The organism is Streptomyces sp. NPDC005799 (genome assembly GCF_040630525.1).
GTDB lineage: Bacteria > Actinomycetota > Actinomycetes > Streptomycetales > Streptomycetaceae > Streptomyces > Streptomyces griseorubiginosus_B.
This window is the reverse complement of the sequence record NZ_JBEXXQ010000065.1, coordinates 1-20,886: the sequence shown is the minus strand read 5'-3', so window position 1 is coordinate 20,886 and position 20,886 is coordinate 1. Positions and strand designations below refer to the sequence as shown.

Sequence of the window (20,886 nt, the reverse complement as noted above, 5' to 3'; positions counted from 1 at the left end):
CTAGGCGCGCCCACCACGCGCCACGCTCGCGAACAGCCGCGCCGATGTCGCCCCCTCCGCCGCCATCTGCAGCACCGCTTCCCGGTCGGCGGGCCGTAGCAGCGCCCGTGTCGCCCCAAGGGCCGCCGCCGGGGCGGCGAGGAGGGTGGTCAGCTGCTCCGCCACGCGCGTGTGCAGGTGCTCCCGGTCCTCCACCACCTCGGTGACCAGGCCGAGCCGGGCCGCCTGCGCGGCGGACACCCGCTCGCCCAGCAGCAGGAGTTGGGCGGCGCGCTGGGGGCCGAGGCGCTGGGGGAGCAGCAGGGTGCCGGCGCCGTCCGGGGCCAGACCCTGGGCGACGAACGGGTACTTCAGGTGGCTGCGGCGCGTGGCGTAGACGAGGTCGAAGTGGAGCAGGGCCGTGGCGGCGCTTCCGGCGGCGGCCCCGTCCACGGCGGCGACGAGGACGGTGTCGCTGCGCAGGACGGCCTTGTGGAACTCGGCGAGCGGTGAGCGCAGGCCGAGCGCCGTCCCCTGGTCGGCGGCGAGGTCGTCGAGGTCGCTGCCGGAGCAGAAGTCCTCACCGGCGCCGGTGAGGACGACGACGCGCACGCCGGGATCGGCGTCCGCCTCGGCGAGGGCGTCGGCCAGGGCCCGGTACATCGCCAGGGTCAGGGCGTTGCCCGCCTCGGGACGGTCGATGGTGATCCTGACCAGCGCCCCGGTTCGGTCGACCCGGATGGCGCCGGTGGACTTCGTGACGGGCGGGCCGCCCGTCCGGACGCAGCGGTCTGGAGTCACGTCGCCTCCCTCTGGCTCTGTTCAACGAAGCTAGCCCGCTCCAAAGCTGGCTGTCAATGACAAAGTCAGGCCGCGGGAGGGGCTCCGCTCAACCGGGGTCCGGTCAACGGGGTCCGGTCAACGGGGGTCCGGCCAACCGGAGTCCGCGGCCAACGGGAGCGCCCGGTTCCGGCGCAGATCGTGGTCCGCTCAGCCCCGCGACGCCAGTACCACCGCCACGCACGCGATCATGGCCACGGTGATGAGGACCATCGCGATGAGGGTGCCGCGCAGCCACTGCCGGATCCGGACATGGTGCTGCGCCTCCACCACCTGGACACGCTCGGCGATGTGATCGGTGACCATGCGGGCGACGTACGTCTGCTCGGCGAGATACCACCGCTCGATGTCGCGCTTCTGCTCCGGCGTCAGCCCCTCGGTCCGTGCGGTGAAGTCCGCCACGCGCCGCTGCGCCGCTCCCACATGGGCCTCGCGGTACAGAAAGGTCTCGATGTCGCCCAGGCCGCGAGCGGCCTCCTCACGTGCGTCCATGGTGTACCCCCGACGGAAACGTGAACTCCACATGATCATGCCGCGGCCTCCTCACCCGCCCGGCGCGCGCCGGAGCCCTGAGCCACACCGCTCGTGAAGAAAGCGTCCCGCGGATACCGCACGGAGGCCAGAGGACGGGGTCCCACACCAGACAGACGCGGCGGGACCCGGGAATGTGACATGCGGGGGCGGGCGGCGACATGAAGAAGGCCGCTTCCTCATGGTGAGAAAACGGCCTCCGACCCGCATCAGAGCTGGTCGGGACGACAGGATTTGAACCTGCGACCCCTTGACCCCCAGTCAAGTGCGCTACCAAGCTGCGCCACGTCCCGGTGCGTGTCGCGCGGTGAACCGCGTGATCACGCGAACAGCACTTTACCCCACGACGGGGGCGACCCCGAAGCGGGCCGTGGGGCGCGGCACAATCGGCGTATGGGCAGCGCATCCGCAGGGCGGTCGGTGACGGGACGGGACCGGGACGGGGAGGGCCGGGCCCGCAGCGCCCGGCCGCGGGACGGACTGGGGCGGCCCCTGCCGTACGGTGCGGCCGGGGTGGAGCGGCAGCCCGAGGGGGTCGCACGGACTCCGCTGCAGACCGTTGCCGAGGCGCAGGAGCTGCTGGACGCGGGGAAGCCGTTCCACGCGCACGAGGTGTTCGAGGACGCCTGGAAGTCGGGGCCGGAGGAGGAACGGCAGCTGTGGCGGGGGCTCGCGCAGCTCGCCGTCGGGCTCACCCACTCCGCCCGGGGCAACCTCACGGGCGGTCCCCGGCTGCTGCGGCGCGGCGCCGAGGCGGTGGAGGAGTGGGCGGCGGCTGCGGAAGAGCCCATGCCGTACGGGATGGATCTGGCGTCCCTGGCGGGCTGGGCCCGGGACCTGGCGGAGGCCGTCGAGCGGGGCGGCGAGCTCGTCGACGCGGCAGCGCGGTCACCCCGGCTCCGCGGCTGACCCGAACGGCCGACTCCGGCTCCGCGGCTGACCCGCGAAGGGGCCGACCCCGGCTCCGCGGTTGGCCCGCGAAGGGCCGACCCCGGCTTCCCGGCCGGCCCGAGCACGACCGACCCCGGCCGGCCCGAGCACGACCAGCACCGGCCCCCCAGCCGACCCGAACACAACCAGCCCCGGCCCCCCAGCCGACCCCGAACGCCCGGCTCGGGCTCCCCGGCTGACCGAACGGCCGGCCCGGCTGCCGGGCTGACCCGTGGCAGGGCGTCGTCCCTCCTGGTCACCGGGTCGGAGGCGGTGTCCCCGTTGTCAGTGGCGTGCGGCAGACTCGGGGCGTGCGAAAGATTCATGTCATCGGTATCGGCGCGGGCGACCCCGACCAGCTGACCCTGCAGGCGGTCCGGGCGCTGCGTGACACGGACGTGTTCTTCGTCCTGGACAAGGGCGAGGTGAAGAGCGACCTGACACGGCTGCGCCGGGACATGCTTCAGGCGCACCTGCCGGACGGGACGTCGTACCGGGTGGTCGAGGCGCGGGACCCGGACCGGGACCGTGCGGCGGGCGGCGCGGCCTACTCCCCCGCCGTCGGCGACTGGCGCAGCGCCCGGGCCGGCATCTACGAGCGGCTGATCGCCGAGGAGCTGGGCGAGGAGGAGACCGGGGCGTTCCTGGTGTGGGGGGATCCCTCGCTGTACGACAGCACGATCGGGATCCTCGAGGAGGTGCTGGAGCGGGGCGCGGTCGACTTCGCCTTCGACGTCGTGCCCGGCATCAGCAGCGTCTCGGCGCTGGTCGCCCGGCACAGGACCGGGCTCAACCGGGTCGCCCGGCCCGTCCAGATCACCACGGGGCGGCGGCTCGCCGAGGGCTTCCCGGAGGGGGTGGACGACGTGGTGGTGATGCTGGACGCCCACCAGACCTTCCGGCAGTACGCGGACCAGGACATCGACATCTACTGGGGCGCCTACATAGGCACCCCCGACGAGATCCTCGCCTCCGGCCCGATCGCCGAGGCCGCGCCGCGCATCGAGCGGCTGCGCGCCGAGGCCCGGGAGCGCAAGGGCTGGATCATGGACACGTATCTGCTGCGCAGACATCCCGGGGAGCGTTAGGCGCGGGTTCGCGAAGCGCCTGCTGGTGGGGATTTCGAGCAACGGGCTCGCGGAAGGGCAGCGGGAGCTGACGTCGGGCACCACCGCCTGACGCCCGGCGCTCGACGGCACCGGAAAACCATGTGCGGCGCGGACGCGGCGGTGATCATACTCGGCGCATGTCCGCCTCACCCGTCCGGTTCCGCGACTCTCGCAGCACGGTGTACGACTTCAGCGGGTCGCTGCTCGTCCGCTGCCCGCGCTGCGACCGCGTCGCCCACTTCGAGCGGCGGCCGGGTCGCACGCCCGATGCCCGTGGGGTGAGGTACCCGGAGCGGCGTGTGGTCTGCCGGTCCTGTGGTCTGTGCCGGATCGACACCGGCCCCGCCCGCCCGTCGGCGCGCGCGAGCCGGCCCTGTCACCGGCCTCCGCTGTGGCTGCGGGCCGGCACCAGGCACAGTGAGCTGTGGGCGTACAACCTCGAACATCTCGACCTCATCAGGCGATTCGTCGCCGCCGACCTGCGGGAACGGGCACCCTGGTACGACACCGGGGCGAAGATGACGCTGGTCGCGCGGCTTCCCACGTGGATCAAGAGCGCCAAGAACCGCGCCGAGGTGCTGCGCGCGATCGACCGTATGCGGGCGTCCGTCACGGCAGGCTGAGGTCCAGCCGGTCGAGGGCCGCGGCCACGTCGGGCACGGGAGTGACGCCGTCCGGCAGCGGGGGGCGTCGTACGAGCACGACGGGCAGCGCGAGTTCGCGGGCGGCCGTGAGTTTCGCCGCCGTCGCCGCTCCCCCGCTGTCCTTCGTGACCAGGACGTCGATCAGGTACTCGCGCAGCAGCGTGGTCTCGTCGGCCACGGTGAACGGGCCGCGGCCCAGCAGTACTTCGGTGTGCGGCGGCAGGGGCGGCTCGGGCGGTTCCACCGAGCGTACGACGAAGTGCAGGTCGCCCAGGTGCGCGAAGGCCGCCAGGCCCAGGCGTCCGGTGGTCAGGAAGATCCGGCGGCCGAGGCGGGGCAGCAGGTCGGCGGCGGCGGTCAGGGACGGGACCGGGTGCCAGTGGTCGCCGGGGGCGGGCCGCCAGCCCGGGCGGCGCAGCACGACGGCGGGCACTCCGGTGGCCGCCGCGGCCCGCGCGGCGTTCACGGTGATGGTCCCGGCGAACGGGTGCGTGGCGTCGACCAGCGCGTCCACCCGCTGCTCGCGCAGCCACTCGGCGAGCCCCTCGGCCCCGCCGAACCCGCCGACCCGTACGTCCCCGGCCAGCGCGCCCGGCCGGCTCACCCGCCCGGCGAGCGAGGTGGTGACGCGTACACCGGGCCGTGCCGCGAGGACGGCGGCCAGTTCGCGGGCCTCGGTGGTGCCGCCCAGGACGAGGACGTGTGGGGACATGGGAGGGAGCGTACGAGATGGGCGGGGGACGCGGGACGGCCGCCCGGCGCTGGTGCCGGACGGCCGTCCCGTGCGGGAGATCCGCGTCAGCCCTGGCGGGCCTTGAAGCGCGGCTCCCTCTTGTTGATCACGTAGACCACACCGCGTCGGCGCACCACCTGGGCGCCGGGCCTGGCCTTCAGGGAACGCAGGGACTTGCGCACCTTCATGGGGCTGTCCTCCTCGTGTCGCTCGTCGGGTGCGTCAGGCGCGGGCCGCGGCGTTACGGCCGTAGCGGCGCTCGAAGCGTTCGACCCGGCCGGCGCTGTCCAGGACACGCGCCCTGCCGGTGTAGAAGGGGTGGGACGCCGACGAGATCTCGACGTCGATCAGGGGGTAGGTGTTGCCGTCCTCCCACTCGATCGTCCGGGACGAGTCGGCGGTGGAACGGGTCAGGAACGCGACGTCCGCGGCGCGGTCGCGGAAGACCACGAGCCGGGTGTCGGGATGGATGCGGGGCTTCATGGGGTTTACCTCCTCGGGAACCGCGGGCCCGACGGTGCGGGCCCGCTCCGGCTGGTTCAGCGCTCCTCGCGGAACTCGACGTGTGCGCCGGCCACCGGGTCGTACTTGCGCAGGACGAGCCGGTCGGGGTCGTTCCTGCGGTTCTTGCGGGTCACGTAGGTGACACCGGTTCCGGCCGTCGACTTCAGCTTGACGACGGGGCGCGCGGTACTGCGTGCCATGAGGTCCTCCCTTCGCCCACGCCCAGGATCTTTGATCCAGGCATGTCAATCACATGCGGTGTAACAGCACCGGCCCCCACCGCATTCCCGGGTCAGCGCAGGAGCAGCTGGAGGCCGCCGACGACCGTCGCCGCGATCACGAGTTGCTCGAAAAGGCGCTGGTTGATGCGGTTCACAGCCCATTTGCCGATCAACGCGCCGGGCACGACGAACACGGCGAGCGCGGCGTCCAGGAGCAGCGAGTGGCCGTCGATCAGGCCGAGGCCGGCACTGAAGGGGACCTTGGAGACGTTGACGATCAGGAAGAAGAACGCCGACGTGCCCAGGAAGCCCAGTTTGCGGAAGCCGGCGGAGAGCAGGTACATCGACATCACCGGGCCGCCCGCGTTGGCGACCATCGTGGTGAAGCCGCCGAGGACGCCGTAGGAGCGGGCCTTGAGACGGCCGGTCCGGGTGGTCACCGAGTCCGGTTCGTCCTCGGCCTGTGCCGTGCGCCGCCGCCACACCGTCACCCCCGCCATGAGCAGCAGGATCGCGCCGATCGACGTGCGTACGACCTGGTCGTTGGCCCACACCAGGAACAGCGTGCCGACGACCACGCCCGCGGCGACCGCCGGGAACAGACGCCAGAGGGTGGGCCAGTGGGCGTGCCGGCGGTAGGTGAGGACGGCCAGGACGTCGCCGACGATCAGGATGGGCAGCAGGACGCCGGTGGAGGCGCGGGCGGGCAGCACCGCGGCGAAGATGGCGAGGCTGACCGTGTTGGCGCCGCTCACGGCGGTCTTGGAGAAGCCGACGAGGAGGGCGGCGCAGGCGAGGGCGGCGAACCCCCAGCCGGATATGTGCCAGAGCGTCATCGTGTTCATGCGGGGACCGATGCTATGTGCAGACAACCGGTGCGGTAAGTACCGTCTCGCTGGTTGGCACCCGACGTTCGGTGCCGCCGACGAGGACGGGCCCCCGCCCAGTCAGTTGGAGGAGACATGGCCGATGCCCGCGAGCACGTCCTGGCCGGGAGCCGGGGCGCCCTCGTCGCCCGTGAGTGGCCCCATGAGCGGCCGCGGTACCTGGCGCTGATCGCGCACGGCTACGGGGAGCACATCGGGCGGTACGCGGAGCCGGCCGGGGTGCTCGGGCGCCACGGGGCCGCCGTCTTCGGACCCGATCATCTCGGGCACGGGAAGTCGGCCGGCGAGCGGGTGCTGGTCGAGGACTTCGAGGACGTCGTCGGTGACCTGCACGCGGTGGCCGAGTTGGCCCGGGCCGCGTACCCCGGGCTGCCCCTCGTGGTCGTCGGGCACTCGATGGGCGGGCTGATCGCCGCCCGGTACGCCCAGCGGTACGGCGACGCGCTCGCCGCCCTCGTGCTGTCCGGGCCGGTGATCGGGGCCTGGGAGCTGCCGGGACGGCTGCTGGCGCTCGACGAGATCCCGGACACGCCGATCAGTCCGGCCGCGCTGTCCCGGGACCCGGCGGTGGGGGCGGCGTACGCGGCGGATCCGCTGGTGTGGCACGGGCCGATGAAGCGGCCGACCGTTGAGGCGTTCGCGCGCACGCTCGAGCGGGTGTCCGAGGGCGGTGACGTCGGCCGGCTGCCGGTGCTGTGGCTGCACGGCGACGACGACCGGCTGGTACCGCTCGCCGGGAGCCGGGTCGGGGTCGAGCGGCTGAGCGGCGGCGACCTCACCGAGCGGGTCTTCCCGGGCGCCCGCCACGAGGTGTTCCACGAGACGAACAAGGCCGAGGTCTTCGCGGAGCTCGTCCGCTTCCTGGACGGCGTGATCAGGAGCTGAGACGGACATTCGTGGCGTTTGCTGCGCATGCCCCTGGGCACCCGCGCCCGCATGGAGTGGTTGCGCAGGGCGGCCTGCGTGGGTGAGGACCCCGAGCTGTTCTTCCCCGTCGGCACCGAAGGACCGGCGCTGCGGGACATCGCCGCCGCCAAACGTGTCTGCGCCCGCTGCCCGGTCGCCGTCGAGTGCCTCGACTACGCGCTCGGCAGCGGGCAGCTCTCGGGGGTCTGGGGCGGCACCCACGAGGACGAACGCGTCGCACTGCTCCGTACCGGCACGACCGACGCCAGAAGGAGAAGCACCGTATGACCGTGGTGAAGAGCACGCTGCCCGAGCCGGCCCGCGAGGTCGCCGGTGAGGCGCTGCAGAGCACACTCGTCGATCTCCTCGGGCTCTCACTGATCGGCAAGCAGGCGCACTGGAACATCGTGGGCCCGCGCTTCCGTTCGATCCATCTGCAGCTCGACGAGGTCGTGGACACGGCACGCGCGTACGCCGACACGGTGGCGGAGCGTTCCGCCGCCCTGGGCCTGCCGCCCGACGGCCGGCCGGAGACGATCGCCGCGTCCTACACCCTGCCGGGCTCCAAGGACGGCTGGCAGCGCGACACCGAGGTAGTGCAGCTGGTCGTGGAGTCGCTGGAGGCGGCCATCGGACGGCTGCGTGAGCGGATCGCCGCGACCGAGGAGCCGGATCCGGTCACCCAGGACCTGCTGATCGCCATCACCGCCGACCTGGAGAAGCAGCGGTGGATGTTCGCGGCCGAGAACTTCCCCCGCGAGAGCTGAGCGGGCGCTGCCCAGCACGTACGTACGGAAAGGGGCCGTGATGACCGACGCCCTCGAACTCGACGCGCTGTGGGAGGACTTCCACCGCGTGGTGAACATGACCTCGCAGGAGCTCGCCGCCTGGCTGCGGGTGAGCGACGCCGACGAGAACACCGAGCCGCTGCCCGAGCACGCGGGTTCGCCGACCGGACGGCATGTCCTCGCGATCCTGCAGAAGCGGCGCACCGACCTCACCGAGGACGACATCCGGGTGATGTACGAGGTGGTGGACACGGTGACCGCGCAGACGGATGTGGAGAACGAGCCGGAGCCGGAGGAGACCCGGCGCCGGCACCTGCTGATGACGCTCGGGCACGACCCGCTCAGGCCGTGACCGACCAGCGGCGTCTGGTCCGGGAGCTGGTGGGCGCGCACGGGCGGACGTTCGCCGAGGAGACGGGCATCACGCTGCGCGACACCCCGCAGCCGCTGTACCGGTTGCTGGTTCTCGCGCTGCTGCTCAGCGCCCGTATCCGCGGGTCGATCGCCGTCGCCACGGCCCGGGAGCTGTTGCGGGCCGGGCTGCGCGATCCGCGGCGGACCGCCGAGGCCGACTGGCAGGAGCGGGTCGACGCGCTGGGCCGGGGCGGCTACCGGCGCTATGACGAGCGCACCGCCACCCAACTCGGCGACGGAGCAGAGCTGTTGCTCGGCCGGTGGGGCGGTGATCTGCGCCGGATGCGCGAGGAGGCGGACGGCGACGTCGGTGAACTGCGGCGGCTGCTGCAGGAGATCCCCGGGATCGGGCCGGCCGGCGCCGACATCTTCCTGCGCGAGGTCCAGGGGGTGTGGCCGGACGTGGCGCCGTACCTGGACCGCAAGGCGCTCGACGGAGCGGGGCGGTTGGGGTTGCCGAAGGATCCTGACCGGCTCGTGAAGCTCGCCGGGGACACCCGACCGGCCGTTCTGGCAGCCGCGTTGGTGCGGGCCGCGCTGGATGAGGAGGTGGCCGAAGACAGTCTCCGTCGCGCCGCGTGATCGTGCCAGACTGCTCGAACGTCCGTCGGACAACCCGAGCAGAGGAGCGGTACGTGACGGGGACGGAACCGGCCGCCCAGCGCATCGACACCACCAGGCCGCACCCGGCCCGGGTCTATGACTGGTTCCTCGGTGGCAAGGACAACTACCCGGTCGACGAGGAGCTGGGTCGGCAGATCATCTCGATCGAGAGCGGTGCTCCGCGGGCCGCGCGGGCCAACCGCCGGTTCATGCGGCGGGCCACGCGGCTGCTCGCCGAACGGTCGGGGATCCGCCAGTACCTCGACATCGGCACGGGCATCCCCACCCGGCCCAACCTCCACCAAATCGCCCAGCGCAGCGTGCCGGACGCCAGGGTCGTCTACGTCGACAACGACCCCATCGTCCTCGCCCACGCCGAGGCCCTGCTGCACGGCACTCCGGAAGGTGTGACGGAGTACCTCCAGGCCGACGCCCGCGATCCGGCCACGATCCTCGAACAGGCGGCCCGGGTCCTGGACTTCGACCGCCCGGTCGCCCTGTCGCTGATCGCCCTGATGCACTTCGTCGCGGACGAGGACGGCGCCTACGACCTGGTGGGCACCCTTGTCGACGCCCTCGCGCCGGGCAGCTTCCTGGTGCTGTCCGCCCTGACCGCCGACTTCGAGCCTGAGCAGGTGCGGCGGGGCGTCGAGGCGTACGCGGCGGGCGGGGTGACGCTGGTGGCCCGGTCCCAGGACGAGACCGCCGGATTCTTCAAGGGACTCGAGGTCGTCGATCCCGGCATCGTGTCCGTGGTGGACTGGCGCCCCGAGCTCGCGGTGGACGAGACCCCGGACGGCGAGGGCCCGGTGCCGCTGTACGGAGGCGTCGGCCTCAAGCGCTGAGGCCGCCGCGCAGGAAGTCGGCGAGCGCGCTCAGGTCCCGCTCGCCGAACCCCTTCTCGACGGCCTCCCCCACCAACTTCCGGTTGACGGAGGTCTGTTGCACCCTCGCTCCCACGCGCTCGGCCAGGGCGAGGGCCAGGTCGAGGTCCTTGGCGACGAGGTCGAGGGTGAAGGCGACCGGGGTGCCGTCCGGACGCAGATACGCGTCTTTCTTGTAGCGCACGAACGGCGCCCCGGCGGCGCCCGAGGCGAACGCCTCGTACGCCGACTCCCGGGGCACCCCCGCCCGCTCGGCCAGGACGAGCGCCTCGGCGAGGGCCTGGTTCAGGCCCATGAGAAGGGAGTTGACCGCCAGCTTCATCACGGCACCGCTGCCGACGGGTCCCAGGGGGACGACATGGGACGCCAGCACGTCCAGCACGGGACGGGCCCGCTCCAGGGCCGAGGTGTCGCCGCCGACCATGACCGTGAGCGCGCCCTGCTCGACGACGCTGACGCTGCCGGAGACGGGGGCGTCCAGGAGGGTGCCGCCCGCCTTCTCGACCAGGGGCTGAAGCGCCGTGACCGTGTCCGGCGCGACGGTGCTGGTGTCCAGGACCACCGTGCCGGGACGGACACCGGCGGCGATGCCGTCGGGGCCGCCGTACGCCTCGGTGACGGCGCTGTCGTCGGCCAGCGAGACGAGGACGACGTCCGCCGCCGCGGCGGCCTCGCGGGGTGTGACGGCGACGGCGGCCCCGGTGGCCTCGGCCTTGGCGCGGGTGCGGTTGTACGCCGTGACCGGGAAGCCGGCCGCGCGCAGCCGGACGGCCATGGCGGTGCCCATCCGGCCGGTGCCGATCATGGCGACCGCAGGCCCGGAGCGGGTCACGGCGGCTGTCGGCGCGGTGCCGGTCATCCGAGCAGCCACCCCCCGTCCACGCTCAACTCCACCGCGTTGACCGACCGGTTGCGCAGCAGGAAGTCGACGGCGTCCACGACGTCCGCCATGGTGGCGAGCCGCCCGGTCGGGGTCTTGGCGCGCAGCGCGGCCAGCACCTCCTCGGGCTTGGCCTTCCAGTACGGGCTGTCGCCGACCACACCGGGGTGGATCGCGTTGACGCGGACGGGCGCCAGCTCGACGGCGAGGGTGTTCACCAGGCCCCGTACGCCCGCGTTGACCGTGGCCACCGTCGTCGCGCCCGGATAGGGGCGCTCCTTGGCCTGGCCGCCGAAGATCACGATGGCGCTGTCGTCGGTCATCCGGGGCCGCACCACGTGCACGACCTCGGTGTAGCCCACCAGTTTGAGGGTGACCAGGCGCAGGGCCGCGGTGATGTCGTAGTCGATGGCCCGGTTCTCGTCGCGGGAGACGCCCGCGAGGACCAGGTGGTCGACGCGGCCGACGTCCGCCAGCGCCTCGGCGATCTCGCGCGGCCGGGACAGGTCGAGGGCGAGGCCGCGGGCGCCGGTCTCCTTCGCGACCGTGGCGGCCCGCTCGGCGTCCCGGCCGGTGAGGACGACCTCGTCGCCCCGCTCCGCGCGGACCCGGGCGAACTCGCGGCCGATGCCCGACGTACCGCCCACGACGAGCACGCTGCTCATGACTCCAGGGCCTCCCTCAGATACTCCCAGTCCCGGGTGAACCGGTACGAGTGGCGGGGCGGTGGCTGCGGCGCCTGGGTCTCCAGCCAACGCAGGGGCCCCACACCGGTGTTGGAGAAGCCGTGCACACAACCGGCGCCCGCCCAGGCGCAGTCGCCGGGACCGAGCCGGTGGATCTCTCCGTCGAAAACCGCCTCGGCCTCCCCCTCCAGGAAGAAGTACGTCTCCTCGAAGGGGTGGTCGTGCGTGCCGGCGACCCCGTCCGGGGCGTACTGGACCATGAACATCGTCGAGGCGACCGCGCCGAGGTCGCTGTCGACCATCATCTTCACGGTGATGCCGCTGTAGACGAGCAGGGCGGTGCGCATGCTCGCCGAGACCGCGAGGAGGTCCTGGGACTGCTTGCCGGGGTCCATCTGGGCGGGCTCGAAGTGGCCGAAGAGGCGGGTGCGCGGGTCGCGGACGTCGATGCGCACGGGGTCGCGTGCGGGCAGTTCGGGCACCGTCTGGGTGTCGTACCCGTAGCGGGCCCGTGGGACCGGCGCCAGCATGTCCGCCCAGCGGGCGACCGTGTCCCCGGCGCCGCGCCAGGCATGCGGGACGCCGGTCGGCAGCAGTCCGTAGTCGCCCTCCTGAAGCAGGTACGAGCCCTCGGGCAGGTCGAGGATCACGGTCCCCTCGAGGAGGTGGAAGCTCTCCTCGTACGAGTGGACATGGGCCCGCACCCGGCCGCCGGGCCGCAGTTCGTTCAGCCCGAAGCCGGTGTGGACGCTGCCGTCCTCCTCGCCGACCAGCGTCGTCCGCCGGTGGTCGAGCCGGTCGAAGAGCGGTGTGGGCAGGTCGGCGGCCCGGCGCACCAAGTGCCGTGTCATGCCGTCTTCTTCGCCTCCTTCGCGGCCAGCAGCCGGTCACGGGACTCCTCGACCAGCCGCCGGGCCCGCGCCACGTCGGCCGTCAGCCTGCCGTCGCGCTTGCGGATCACGCCGTCGACCATGACCAGGTCGACATTGGAGACGTCGGCCGACAGGGTCACCGCGGCGGCCGCGTCGTGCACCGGCGCCACGTTCAGGGCGGTGGCGTCGAGGGCGACGACGTCGGCGCGCTTGCCGGGGGTCAGGGAACCGGTGCGGTGTTCCAGTCCCGCGACATGCGCGCCGTTGCTCGTCGCGATCTCCAGCATCTGACGTGCCGTCAACATCGTGCTCGGGACGGCCATGTTGGCCTGCCAGCAGTCCGCGTTGACCCGGGCCCGCTCGGCGCCGAAGGCCGCGCGGATCTGGGTGAACATGTCGCCGGGGACGGTGGTGACGACGTCGATGCTCAGAGAGGGCCGCAGGCCGTACTCGATCGCCTTCATCACGGGCGGCCAGCCGTGCCCCATCTGGGTCTCCACCTGCGGTGCGACGGACACCGTGCCGCCGCTGTCGGCGACCATCCGCCACTCGTCCTCGTGGAGGTAGCAGCAGTGGATGTAGGTGGTGTCCGGGCCGAGCAGACCGAGGTCGTTCAGCTGCTTCACCATGCCGAAGCGGCCGGCCAGGCGGCCCATCGCCACATGCACGGTGATCGGGATGTCCAGTTCGCGGGCGAGGGCCCACTCGGAGGTGACGACGTCGTTCAGGCAGAAGCCGGGGCCGCGGGTGGCCAGGGCCATGGTGAGCAGACCGTCGTCGGAGGCGAAGTACTTGGCGCGGACCCGGCGGACGTCGTCGCCCGGAATCGCGATCTTGCTCTCGAACCAGTACTCGGCGAGGGAGGTGTTGGCGCTGCCGTACGCGTACTGGGCCCGGATGCCGGTCTCGGTGAGGGCCTGGATCGCCGCGTCCGGGTGCTCGGGGGTGTTGTTGATGTGGGACCAGTCGACGAGGGTGGTGATCCCGGCGTTGAGGCATTCCAGCGCGCCGGCGAGGTTGCCCGCGTACACGTCCTCGGGGGTGTAGAGCGGGGCGAAGGTGTCGAGGATGTCCACGAAGTAGTCGTCCAGGGTGGCGTCGGGGGCGACGCCCCGGATCGGCGCCTCCCAGGTGTGGCGGTGGGTGTCGACGAACCCGGGGATCACGATCCTGCCGGTCATGTCGAGCACCTCGGCGTCGGCGCTGATCTCCGGCTGTACGGCGGCGATCCTCCCGTCCTCGATGAGGACGTCCCCCCGCGGCAGATCCCCGACGGCGGGGTCCATCGAGATGACGTGCCCGGCGCGAAGGAGTGTCCGATCGGTCATCGCGCTTCCTCCTCAGGGGTGTTCAGTACGCGGCGAGGCTCCGGACGGCCGCCACGACCTTGTCTACGGTGGGGATGACCTGCTCCTCCAGGGCGTCCGCGAACGGCAGCGGGACACATTCCGCCGCGATCCGGCGCACCGGCGCGTCCAGCAGCCCGAACCCCTCGTCGGCGACGACCGACACGAGGGTCGCGCCCCAGCCGCCCTGGTACGGGTTCTCCTCGACGGTCATCAGCCGCGAGGTCTTTCCCAGGGAGGCGAGGACGGTGGCGGTGTCCAGCGGGATCAGGCAGCGCAGGTCGACGACCTCGACGTCGATGCCCTCCTCGGCCAGCCGTGAGGCGGCCGTCAGGGCCACCGGCACCATCGAGGCGAGGGCGACCAGGGTGACGTCGGCGCCCTCGCGGACGACGGCCGCGCGGCCCAGCTCCACCACATGGCCGGGCGGCGGAGGGGCTCCCTTGCTCGCCAGCAGCCCCTTGTGCTCGAAGAACACCACCGGGTCGTCGCTGCGGATCGCGGCCGCCATCATGCCGATGACGTCCGCGGGGGTGGCCGGGGCCGCGATCTTCAGGCCGGGGACGGTCAGCGCCCAGTTCTCGGTGGCCTGGGAGTGCTGCGCGCCGAAGCCGAGGCCGCCGCCGTTGGCGGTGCGCACGACGAGCGGGACCGTGACCTGACCGCCCGTCATGTACCGCACTTTGGGTATCTCGTTGGCGAGGTAGTCCCAGCAACAGGCCAGGAAGTCCGAGAACATGATCTCGGCGACCGGCCGCATCCCGGTCATCGCGGCGCCCATCGCCGCGCCCACGATGGCCTGTTCGGAGATCGGGGTGTCCCACACCCGCTCGGGCCCGAACTCCTTCAGCAGTCCGACGGTCGTCTTGAACACCCCGCCCGCCTCGGCGATGTCCTCACCGAGGCAGACCACGGCCGGGTCCCGGCGCATCTCGCGGGCGATGCCCTCGGCGACGGCCTCTCGGTAGGTGATCACGTCCGCCATGCCGCATCTCCGTCCGCCCATACGTCGGTCAGCGCCTCGCGCGGATCGGGCGGCGGCGCGTTCTTCGCCGCGTCGACCGCCCGCTGTACGGCGTCACGGGCGCGTTCGTCGGCGGCGGTGAGCGTCTCCCCGTCCACGCCCAGCTCCGCGAGCCGGCCGCGCGCCAGGTCCAAGGGGTCGTGCTTGAGCCAGCGTTCGACCTCCTCGGCCGGGCGGTAGGTCGCCGGGTCGGCGCGGCTGTGCCCGAAGTGCCGGTAGGTCTCGGCCTCGATGATCGCGGGCCCGTCTCCCGCACGGGCCCGCTCGGCGAGAGCGGCCACGGTCTCCCGGACGGCGACGACGTCGTTGCCGTCGACGACCTCGCCCGGGACGCCGTAGGCGGGCGCCCGGTCGGCGGCGGGGCGGGCCACGGCCGTGACGTCGGCGATCGGCGTGTACTCCATGTACAGGTTGTTCTCGCAGACGAACAGCACCGGCAGCGTCCACACGGCGGCCAGGTTGAGCGCCTCGTGGAAGGCACCGATGTTGGTGGCGCCGTCGCCGAAGAAGGCGACCGCGAGCTGTCCGGTGCCCCGCAGCCGGGCCGACCAGGCGGCGCCGACGGCCATCGGGAGGTGGGCGCCGACGATGGCGTAGGAGCCGAGCATGTTCGCCGACGCCTTGGTGAGGTGCATCGAGCCGCCCTTGGCCCCGCACAACCCCGTGGCCCGGCTCATGAGTTCGGCGAGGCACTCCTCCGGGGTGGCGCCGCGGGCCAGGGCGTGGTGGTGGCCGCGGTAGGTGGCGAAGACGTAGTCGTCGGGGCGCAGGGCGGCGCTCGCGCCGACGGCGATCGCCTCGTGCCCGGCGGCCAGATGAGTCGTGCCCTTGACCAGGCCGGACAGGAACAGGTCGTGCGCGGCCTTCTCCGTACGGCGGATGAGGGCCATCCGCTCGTACAGCGCGAGGAGTTCGGTCGCTTCCATCATTCGGTCGCTTCCATCAGCGGTCCCCGGTGTTGAGATGGGACTGGGACTCACGCCGGGTGTTCAGCTCGCCGCCGACCGTCCAGTACTTGCGGCCCGCGACGAGCAGTTCCTCGGCCGGGAACTTGGTGATGACCTCGCAGCCGTCGGCGGTGACGACCAGCTCCTCCTCGATCCGGGCCGCGGACCAGCCGTCGGCGGCCGGCCAGTAGGTCTCCAGGGCGAACACCATGCCCTCTTCGAGGACTTCCGGGTGGTCGAGGGAGACCAGCCGGCTGAAGATGGGCTTCTCCCAGATCGACAGCCCGACCCCGTGGCCGTACTGAAGCGCGAACGCGGCGGTCTCGTCGGCGAAGCCGAACTCCTCGGCACGCGGCCAGACCTGGACGATGTCGGCGGTGGTGGCCCCGGGCCGGACGAGGGCGATGGCCTGGTCCATGTACGCGCGGCAGCGGACGTAGGCGTCGCGTTGGGCGCGGGAGGCGCTGCCGACGGCGAAGGTGCGGTAGTAGCAGGTGCGGTAGCCGAGGTGGCTGTGCAGGATGTCGAAGAAGGCGGGGTCGCCGGGGCGGATCAGACGGTCGCTGTAGACGTGCGGGTGGGGTGAGCAGCGCTCGCCGGAGATGGCGTTGACGCCTTCGACGTACTCGCTGCCGAGGTCGTACAGCACCTTGCTCACCAGTCCGACGCACTCGTTCTCCCGCACCCCGGGGCGCAGATACCCGTACAGCTCCTCATAGGCCGCGTCGACCATCGCGCAGGCCTGGGTGAGCAGGGAGATCTCGTCGCCGGTCTTGGTACGGCGGGCCTCCAGGAAGACCTGCTGGCCGTCGACGACGTCGATGCCCTCGGCGCGCAGGGCCGCGAGGACCGGCATCTCGGCGACGTCGATGCCGAGCGGCTCGTCCGCGAGGCCGTGTTCGCGCAGCTCGGTGGCTATCTTGCGGGCCACGTCCTCGGCGATCCCGGCGTCCGGGTGGAAGGCGCCGCGCAGAGTGGAGATCCCGGCCCGGGCGCCGGTTGGCGGGCCGCCCTTGCCGTCGCTGTAGTCCAGCCACGGGTTGTAGAGCTGGTGGTGGCGGGCCGCCGAGCCGAAGTCCCAGACGACCGGCTCGCCGCCGCGCACCAGCAGGGCGAAGCGGATCAGCTTGTCCATCGCCCAGGTGCCGATGTGCGTGGCGGTCATGTAGCGGATGTTGGCGAAGTCGAAACTGAGCACCGCGCCCAGCGAGGAGCGGTTCAGGGTGTCGTTCAACCGGGCCAGGCGCTGCCTGCGCAGCCGGTCCAGGTCGACGCGCTCTTCCCAGTCGACGGCATTGGGTCCATATGTGCGGATCGCCATGGCGACCACCCCCACTGGGGAGTAGACGACCGCCGCCTGCGGCTGTCAAGTGTTACTGAACACCCTGGCTGAACACGAACCAGACGCCGACGGCCGGCTCAGCTCCATCATTGCGGTAGCGGTGCGGGGTCGTCGACTCGAAGCAGACGGCGTCGCCGGGGCGCAGGGTGTGCTCGTCGAAGCCGAGGGTCAGGACGAGCTCGCCGGAGACGAGATAGCCGTACTCGGTCCCGGCGTGCCGCATCAGACCGCCGGAGCTGGAGGAGGAGCCGCCGGGCCGGTAGGTCACCCGCAGGAAGTCCACGTCGGTGCCGGGGACATGGCCGAGGCGCTCCCACACCACGCCCGAGTCCAGCTCCAGCGTCTCGCGCTCATCACCGGTGACCAGCGGTCCGATGCGGCGGCCGGGGTCGGCGGCGAAGGCGGCGAGGGCGTGCAGGACGGTGGCGGGGGTGCGGGACGCGGTCGCCGCCGGGGCGAGGGCACCCTGGTCCTCGTACACGTCGAAGAGCGACTCGACGGAGATCGACAGTGCGGTGGTGATGGCGTACAGCGTGCTCACCGAGGGCTGGCTCTTGCCGGTCTCGATCTGGGAGACGAGGCTGGCGGAGACGCCGATCTCCCGCGCGAGGGCCCGCAGGCTCACGCCCTTGGCCAGGCGTGCCTGCCGGATGCGCGCCCCGACGGGCGGCACGGGGGCGGGGGACACGGCGGCTCCTCTCGCGGCGCGGAATGTGCAGCACCATTGAACAGCTCCGGCCGCTCACAGCACCAGGGGCAACCGTTTCGGGGCACGTCGGGGCGGATTGCCTCAGCCGTAAGGAGCACGCAGCGCAGCAAGGTCGTGCTCGGAGTGATCGGGGGCGCGACCGCCGTGGTCGCCCTGGGGGCGCGGCCTGGGCCTGGCAGAGCGGCCATGCCCAAGCCTGACGACCCCGGCGGATCAGTCGTTCGAGCGGATCAGCCCGGCCAGGTACCGCCACAGCGAGGACCGCCGATTGGCCGCCTGGTCCGGCACCGGAGGCGCGTCGGGGATGTTCGGGACTCCCGTGACCTCCGGGACTCCCGTGACTCCCGGGACGTCCGCCACGGGCACCGGCGACCGGTCCGGCAGCTGCCCGGCGAGTTCGTACCGCACCGGCAGGGAGCGCAGGCCACGCATGAACGGCGAGGAGCGCCACGGGAGTTGGTCGACCGGCAGGGCGAGTTCCAGATGGTCGAAGCGTTCGAAGACGCGACTCACTCCGGCCATCGCGATGGTGGAGGCCAGCTCGCGGGCCGGGCACTGGCGGCGTCCCGCGCCCCAGGAGAGATGGGCCCGGCTGCTGATGCTGGAGCCCGTGGTCATCTGTCCGGCGAACAGCGGGTCGGCGTGCGCGGCGGCGGAGGACACCCAGACGGGGTCTCCGGCGCGGATCGTGTACTTGCCAAGCCGGGTGTCCTCGGCGGCGAACCGCGGCACGAAGTTGACCAGCGGCGGCTTGCGCATGACCACCCGGTTCATGGTCTCGCGGACCATCCCAGCGGACAGCGCGGTGCGCACACCGCCCTCCCGGTCGCCGGAGATCACCTCGACGACGGTGTTGGAGATGAGGATGCCGACGTGGTCGGAGGTCATGCCGAGCAGCATGAACAGTTCCCGGGCCAGCGCGTCGACCGGGAGGCCGGGGTGGGCGGCGACCAGGAGGGAAGGGAAGTCGTCGCCCGGCTTCTCGATCTTGGCGGCGGCGAGGTCGCCGAGCGTCACCAGCAGGCGTTCCAGGGCGGGTTCGGCGTCCGGTCCCGCGTCGAGGACCCGCCACATGTCCATCAGGGCGTCGTCGCCCTGGGAGCCGGGGAAGCCCAGCAGATGGCTCGCCGCCATCAGCGGCAGCGGGCGGGAGAACTGCGCCGAGAGGTCCGCGTGGCCGGTCCGGCCGCCCTGCGCGAGGAGGCTGATCAACTCGTCGGCGTAGCCCGTGACGGCGTTCCTGAGGCGCTTGGCCTGCGGCTGCCGCGGGTCCTGGAACGGGCGCAGGGCGGTGTCCCAGGCGGAGCGGAGGGCGGGGTAGGCGGGGCCGCCCTGGATCAGGACGTGGTTGACCTCCAGGGACGGGCCCAACGGCCAGTCGGCGGGCACCCGGCCCTCGGAGCGGGCGCGCCAGTTCTCCAGCCCCTTGGGCCAGGCGGCGTCGTCCTGGAGCACCTCGAGCGACTCGCGGTAGCCCAGCACCAGCCAGGCGGGCACCCCCAGCAGGTCGACCGGGGCGACCGGGCCGTGCAGGTCCCGCAGCCGCTCGTAGACGAGCGCGGGCCGGATCTCGTAGTCCCGGGTCAGCAGCGGCTGCGGGGCGAGTTCCTCGAGCCGCGCCTCGCCCGAGGCCGTGCCGCCTATGTCGACCAGGTGGGATTCCATGGCTCGTGGCCCCTTTACGACTGTCGCCCGTGAACCGCAGGGACCTTACCTCACGTGTCCCGTCCGTCACAGGGTGGGGTACTCGCCGGTAGCCCGGGCGTTTTCAGCCCCGTTCGCCCTTCCCCGCCATCAACCGCTCCAGCCGGTCGAAGCGTTCGTGCAGGGCGTGGGCGGTCTGTTCGCCCAACTCCTCGGCGCTGCGGGCGAGATGGTGACGCCGCTGCTGTTCCCGGCCGACGAACCAGGTGGCCAGGGCGGCGGTGACCATGCCGTACGTGGTGATGCCGACGATCATCACGACGGCGGCGATGATCCGGCCGCCGAGGGTCACGGGGTAGAAGTCGCCGTATCCGACGGTCGTCGCCGTCTCGATCGACCACCACAGGGCCTGTGGGTACGTCCGCAGGTTGGCGCGCCGCGCGCCGTCCTCGGCGGCGACGACGGCCCAGGAGCCGACCAGCATCACCACCGCGAGCACGACCGTCGCACCGCCGGCCGCCCTCAGGTGCAGCGAACGGCCCTGGTGGCCGAGCAGCAACTGGACCGCGCGGGCGAGGAATCCGGGAAGCACGCATCACTCCGTGGGAGGGGTCGGCATGGGGTCAGTGTCGTCGCGGGCGGGTGGCCGGGCATGCGGGGCGGGGCGTTCGGGTTGCCACGGGCGACACCGACCCGCACGGCCCGGTGTGCCGACGCGCGCCACTCACCCTTCCGACCCGGTGCGCTGATTGGCGGCGGACGGCACTCACCCGTACGGCGCCGCGCGCCGGCGGGCGGTGGGCGGTGGGCGTCGCTCCCCCGTCCGGACCGATGCGCCGGCGGGCGCCTGACAGCACCCACTCCTCCGGACCGGTGCGCCGACGGGCGACGGGCAGCGCCCACCCCTCCAGCCCGCTGCACCGACGGGCGACAGGCAGCACTCACTCCTCCGACCCGCTGCACCGACGGGCGACAGGCAGCGCCCACCCGTCTGGACCGATGCGTCGACAAACAGCACCCACCCCACGGACCCGGTACACCGGCAGGTGACGGGCGACGAGCGACACTCCCCCCTCCGGGCCCGTGCGTCGACGGGCCTCCGGGCCGGTACGTCGACGGGCAGCACTCACTCCTCCGACCCGGTGCGCCGACGGGCGGCGGGCGGCGCCCACCCCTCCGACCCTGTGCGTTGATTGGCGGCGGACGGCGCTCACCCCTCCGGCCCGCACCGCAGGCGAGCGGCAGGCCGCACCCACCCCTCCAGCCCAGCGCGCCGACGGGCAGCGGCCCACTCACCCCTCCAGCCCACACCGCCCGCACCCATCCCTCCAGCCCAGCGCGCCGACGGGCGGCAAGCCGCACCCACCCCTCCAGCCCGGTGCGCCGACGGGCGGCGGGCCGTACTCACCCGCCCAGCCCAGCGCGCCGACGGGCAACGGCCCACTCACCCCTCCAGCCCACAC

General features: G+C 72.6%; 26 protein-coding genes and 1 tRNA gene. 9 read left to right on the top strand and 18 right to left on the bottom strand.

The window, feature by feature from the left end; all coding sequences use genetic code 11:
• The 3 genes from ABZ453_RS42585 to ABZ453_RS42575 all read right to left on the bottom strand — a co-directional run bounded on the left by ABZ453_RS42585 (position 1) and on the right by ABZ453_RS42575 (position 1,643).
• Entirely contained in the window at positions 1 to 780 is a 780-nt protein-coding gene (locus ABZ453_RS42585) for an enoyl-CoA hydratase-related protein (RefSeq protein ID WP_359024060.1), read from the bottom strand.
• Between the two features lie 189 nt (positions 781 to 969).
• Positions 970 to 1,311, bottom strand: coding sequence for a hypothetical protein (locus ABZ453_RS42580; protein WP_359024058.1), 342 nt, complete (start codon positions 1,309 to 1,311; stop codon positions 970 to 972).
• A 255-nt stretch (positions 1,312 to 1,566) separates the two neighbouring features.
• A tRNA-Pro gene (locus ABZ453_RS42575) sits at positions 1,567 to 1,643 on the bottom strand.
• A gap of 100 nt (positions 1,644 to 1,743) precedes the next feature.
• On the opposite strand from ABZ453_RS42575, the gene ABZ453_RS42570 reads away from it, so the two are divergent.
• From ABZ453_RS42570 to ABZ453_RS42560, 3 genes are all read left to right on the top strand, one after another.
• Positions 1,744 to 2,259, top strand: coding sequence for a DUF309 domain-containing protein (locus tag ABZ453_RS42570; RefSeq protein WP_359024056.1), 516 nt, complete (start codon positions 1,744 to 1,746; stop codon positions 2,257 to 2,259).
• A 332-nt stretch (positions 2,260 to 2,591) separates the two neighbouring features.
• The gene (gene cobF, locus ABZ453_RS42565) at positions 2,592 to 3,368 is read left to right on the top strand and encodes a precorrin-6A synthase (deacetylating) (protein ID WP_359024055.1); all 777 of its coding nucleotides are present in this window, start codon (positions 2,592 to 2,594) and stop codon (positions 3,366 to 3,368) included.
• Positions 3,369 to 3,526: 158 nt separating this feature from the next.
• On the top strand, positions 3,527 to 4,012 hold the full coding sequence (locus tag ABZ453_RS42560; protein WP_359024053.1) for a hypothetical protein: 486 nt from the start codon (positions 3,527 to 3,529) through the stop codon (positions 4,010 to 4,012).
• On the opposite strand, the gene ABZ453_RS42555 is transcribed toward ABZ453_RS42560, so the two are convergent.
• The 5 genes from ABZ453_RS42555 to ABZ453_RS42535 form a co-directional block, all read right to left on the bottom strand.
• Positions 3,999 to 4,745, bottom strand: coding sequence for a cobalt-precorrin-6A reductase (locus ABZ453_RS42555; protein WP_359024051.1), 747 nt, complete (start codon positions 4,743 to 4,745; stop codon positions 3,999 to 4,001). The genes ABZ453_RS42560 and ABZ453_RS42555 overlap by 14 nt on opposite strands.
• Positions 4,746 to 4,831: 86 nt before the next feature.
• Positions 4,832 to 4,954, bottom strand: a complete 123-nt coding sequence (ykgO, locus tag ABZ453_RS42550; RefSeq protein WP_359024049.1) for a type B 50S ribosomal protein L36 — start codon at positions 4,952 to 4,954, stop codon at positions 4,832 to 4,834.
• A 34-nt stretch (positions 4,955 to 4,988) separates the two neighbouring features.
• A complete protein-coding gene (locus tag ABZ453_RS42545; protein WP_359024047.1) occupies positions 4,989 to 5,249 on the bottom strand; it encodes a type B 50S ribosomal protein L31 in 261 nt (86 codons plus the stop codon).
• A gap of 56 nt (positions 5,250 to 5,305) precedes the next feature.
• On the bottom strand, positions 5,306 to 5,470 hold the full coding sequence (gene rpmG, locus ABZ453_RS42540; protein WP_133048041.1) for a 50S ribosomal protein L33: 165 nt from the start codon (positions 5,468 to 5,470) through the stop codon (positions 5,306 to 5,308).
• A gap of 92 nt (positions 5,471 to 5,562) precedes the next feature.
• Positions 5,563 to 6,336, bottom strand: coding sequence for a sulfite exporter TauE/SafE family protein (locus ABZ453_RS42535; protein WP_359024044.1), 774 nt, complete (start codon positions 6,334 to 6,336; stop codon positions 5,563 to 5,565).
• A 117-nt stretch (positions 6,337 to 6,453) separates the two neighbouring features.
• Between ABZ453_RS42535 and ABZ453_RS42530 the strand changes: the two genes are divergently transcribed.
• The 6 genes from ABZ453_RS42530 to ABZ453_RS42505 are packed head-to-tail and all read left to right on the top strand — an operon-like array spanning position 6,454 to position 9,934.
• Positions 6,454 to 7,263, top strand: coding sequence for a lysophospholipase (locus ABZ453_RS42530; protein WP_359024043.1), 810 nt, complete (start codon positions 6,454 to 6,456; stop codon positions 7,261 to 7,263).
• Positions 7,264 to 7,314: 51 nt separating this feature from the next.
• On the top strand, positions 7,315 to 7,572 hold the full coding sequence (locus tag ABZ453_RS42525) for a WhiB family transcriptional regulator (protein WP_359024118.1): 258 nt from the start codon (positions 7,315 to 7,317) through the stop codon (positions 7,570 to 7,572).
• Entirely contained in the window at positions 7,569 to 8,051 is a 483-nt protein-coding gene (locus ABZ453_RS42520; protein WP_359024042.1) for a DNA starvation/stationary phase protection protein, read from the top strand. The genes ABZ453_RS42525 and ABZ453_RS42520 overlap by 4 nt, the downstream gene beginning before the upstream one ends.
• A 40-nt stretch (positions 8,052 to 8,091) precedes the next feature.
• Positions 8,092 to 8,424 (top strand): DUF3140 domain-containing protein, encoded by a 333-nt coding sequence (locus tag ABZ453_RS42515; protein ID WP_359024041.1) that lies wholly within the window; start codon positions 8,092 to 8,094, stop codon positions 8,422 to 8,424.
• Positions 8,421 to 9,068 (top strand): endonuclease, encoded by a 648-nt coding sequence (locus ABZ453_RS42510; protein ID WP_359024040.1) that lies wholly within the window; start codon positions 8,421 to 8,423, stop codon positions 9,066 to 9,068. Before ABZ453_RS42515 ends, ABZ453_RS42510 begins: the two co-directional genes overlap by 4 nt.
• A gap of 53 nt (positions 9,069 to 9,121) precedes the next feature.
• Positions 9,122 to 9,934: an SAM-dependent methyltransferase gene (locus ABZ453_RS42505; protein WP_359024038.1), complete on the top strand. Its 813-nt coding sequence runs from the start codon at positions 9,122 to 9,124 to the stop codon at positions 9,932 to 9,934.
• On the opposite strand, the gene ABZ453_RS42500 is transcribed toward ABZ453_RS42505, so the two are convergent.
• The 10 genes from ABZ453_RS42500 to ABZ453_RS42455 form a co-directional block, all read right to left on the bottom strand.
• Positions 9,924 to 10,832 (bottom strand): NAD(P)-dependent oxidoreductase, encoded by a 909-nt coding sequence (locus ABZ453_RS42500; protein WP_359024037.1) that lies wholly within the window; start codon positions 10,830 to 10,832, stop codon positions 9,924 to 9,926. The two genes, ABZ453_RS42505 and ABZ453_RS42500, sit on opposite strands and share 11 nt — an antisense overlap.
• A complete protein-coding gene (locus ABZ453_RS42495) occupies positions 10,829 to 11,518 on the bottom strand; it encodes an SDR family oxidoreductase (RefSeq protein WP_359024035.1) in 690 nt (229 codons plus the stop codon). The genes ABZ453_RS42500 and ABZ453_RS42495 overlap by 4 nt, the downstream gene beginning before the upstream one ends.
• On the bottom strand, positions 11,515 to 12,390 hold the full coding sequence (locus ABZ453_RS42490; RefSeq protein ID WP_359024033.1) for a cupin domain-containing protein: 876 nt from the start codon (positions 12,388 to 12,390) through the stop codon (positions 11,515 to 11,517). Before ABZ453_RS42490 ends, ABZ453_RS42495 begins: the two co-directional genes overlap by 4 nt.
• Positions 12,387 to 13,739, bottom strand: coding sequence for an amidohydrolase family protein (locus tag ABZ453_RS42485; RefSeq protein WP_359024031.1), 1,353 nt, complete (start codon positions 13,737 to 13,739; stop codon positions 12,387 to 12,389). Before ABZ453_RS42485 ends, ABZ453_RS42490 begins: the two co-directional genes overlap by 4 nt.
• 22 nt (positions 13,740 to 13,761) lie before the next feature.
• Positions 13,762 to 14,742, bottom strand: coding sequence for an alpha-ketoacid dehydrogenase subunit beta (locus ABZ453_RS42480; protein WP_359024029.1), 981 nt, complete (start codon positions 14,740 to 14,742; stop codon positions 13,762 to 13,764).
• Positions 14,730 to 15,707 carry a thiamine pyrophosphate-dependent dehydrogenase E1 component subunit alpha gene (locus tag ABZ453_RS42475; RefSeq protein WP_359024116.1) on the bottom strand — a complete coding sequence of 326 codons (978 nt, stop codon included), beginning with the start codon at positions 15,705 to 15,707 and terminating at the stop codon, positions 14,730 to 14,732. The genes ABZ453_RS42480 and ABZ453_RS42475 overlap by 13 nt, the downstream gene beginning before the upstream one ends.
• 16 nt (positions 15,708 to 15,723) lie before the next feature.
• Positions 15,724 to 17,049, bottom strand: a complete 1,326-nt coding sequence (locus ABZ453_RS42470) for a M24 family metallopeptidase (RefSeq protein ID WP_359024027.1) — start codon at positions 17,047 to 17,049, stop codon at positions 15,724 to 15,726.
• 52 nt (positions 17,050 to 17,101) lie between these two features.
• The gene (locus ABZ453_RS42465; protein WP_359024025.1) at positions 17,102 to 17,758 is read right to left on the bottom strand and encodes a cupin domain-containing protein; all 657 of its coding nucleotides are present in this window, start codon (positions 17,756 to 17,758) and stop codon (positions 17,102 to 17,104) included.
• 234 nt (positions 17,759 to 17,992) lie between these two features.
• Entirely contained in the window at positions 17,993 to 19,444 is a 1,452-nt protein-coding gene (locus tag ABZ453_RS42460; RefSeq protein ID WP_359024023.1) for a cytochrome, read from the bottom strand.
• 103 nt (positions 19,445 to 19,547) lie between these two features.
• Positions 19,548 to 20,015: a potassium channel family protein gene (locus ABZ453_RS42455; RefSeq protein ID WP_208778020.1), complete on the bottom strand. Its 468-nt coding sequence runs from the start codon at positions 20,013 to 20,015 to the stop codon at positions 19,548 to 19,550.
• Positions 20,016 to 20,886 lie beyond the last annotated feature (871 nt).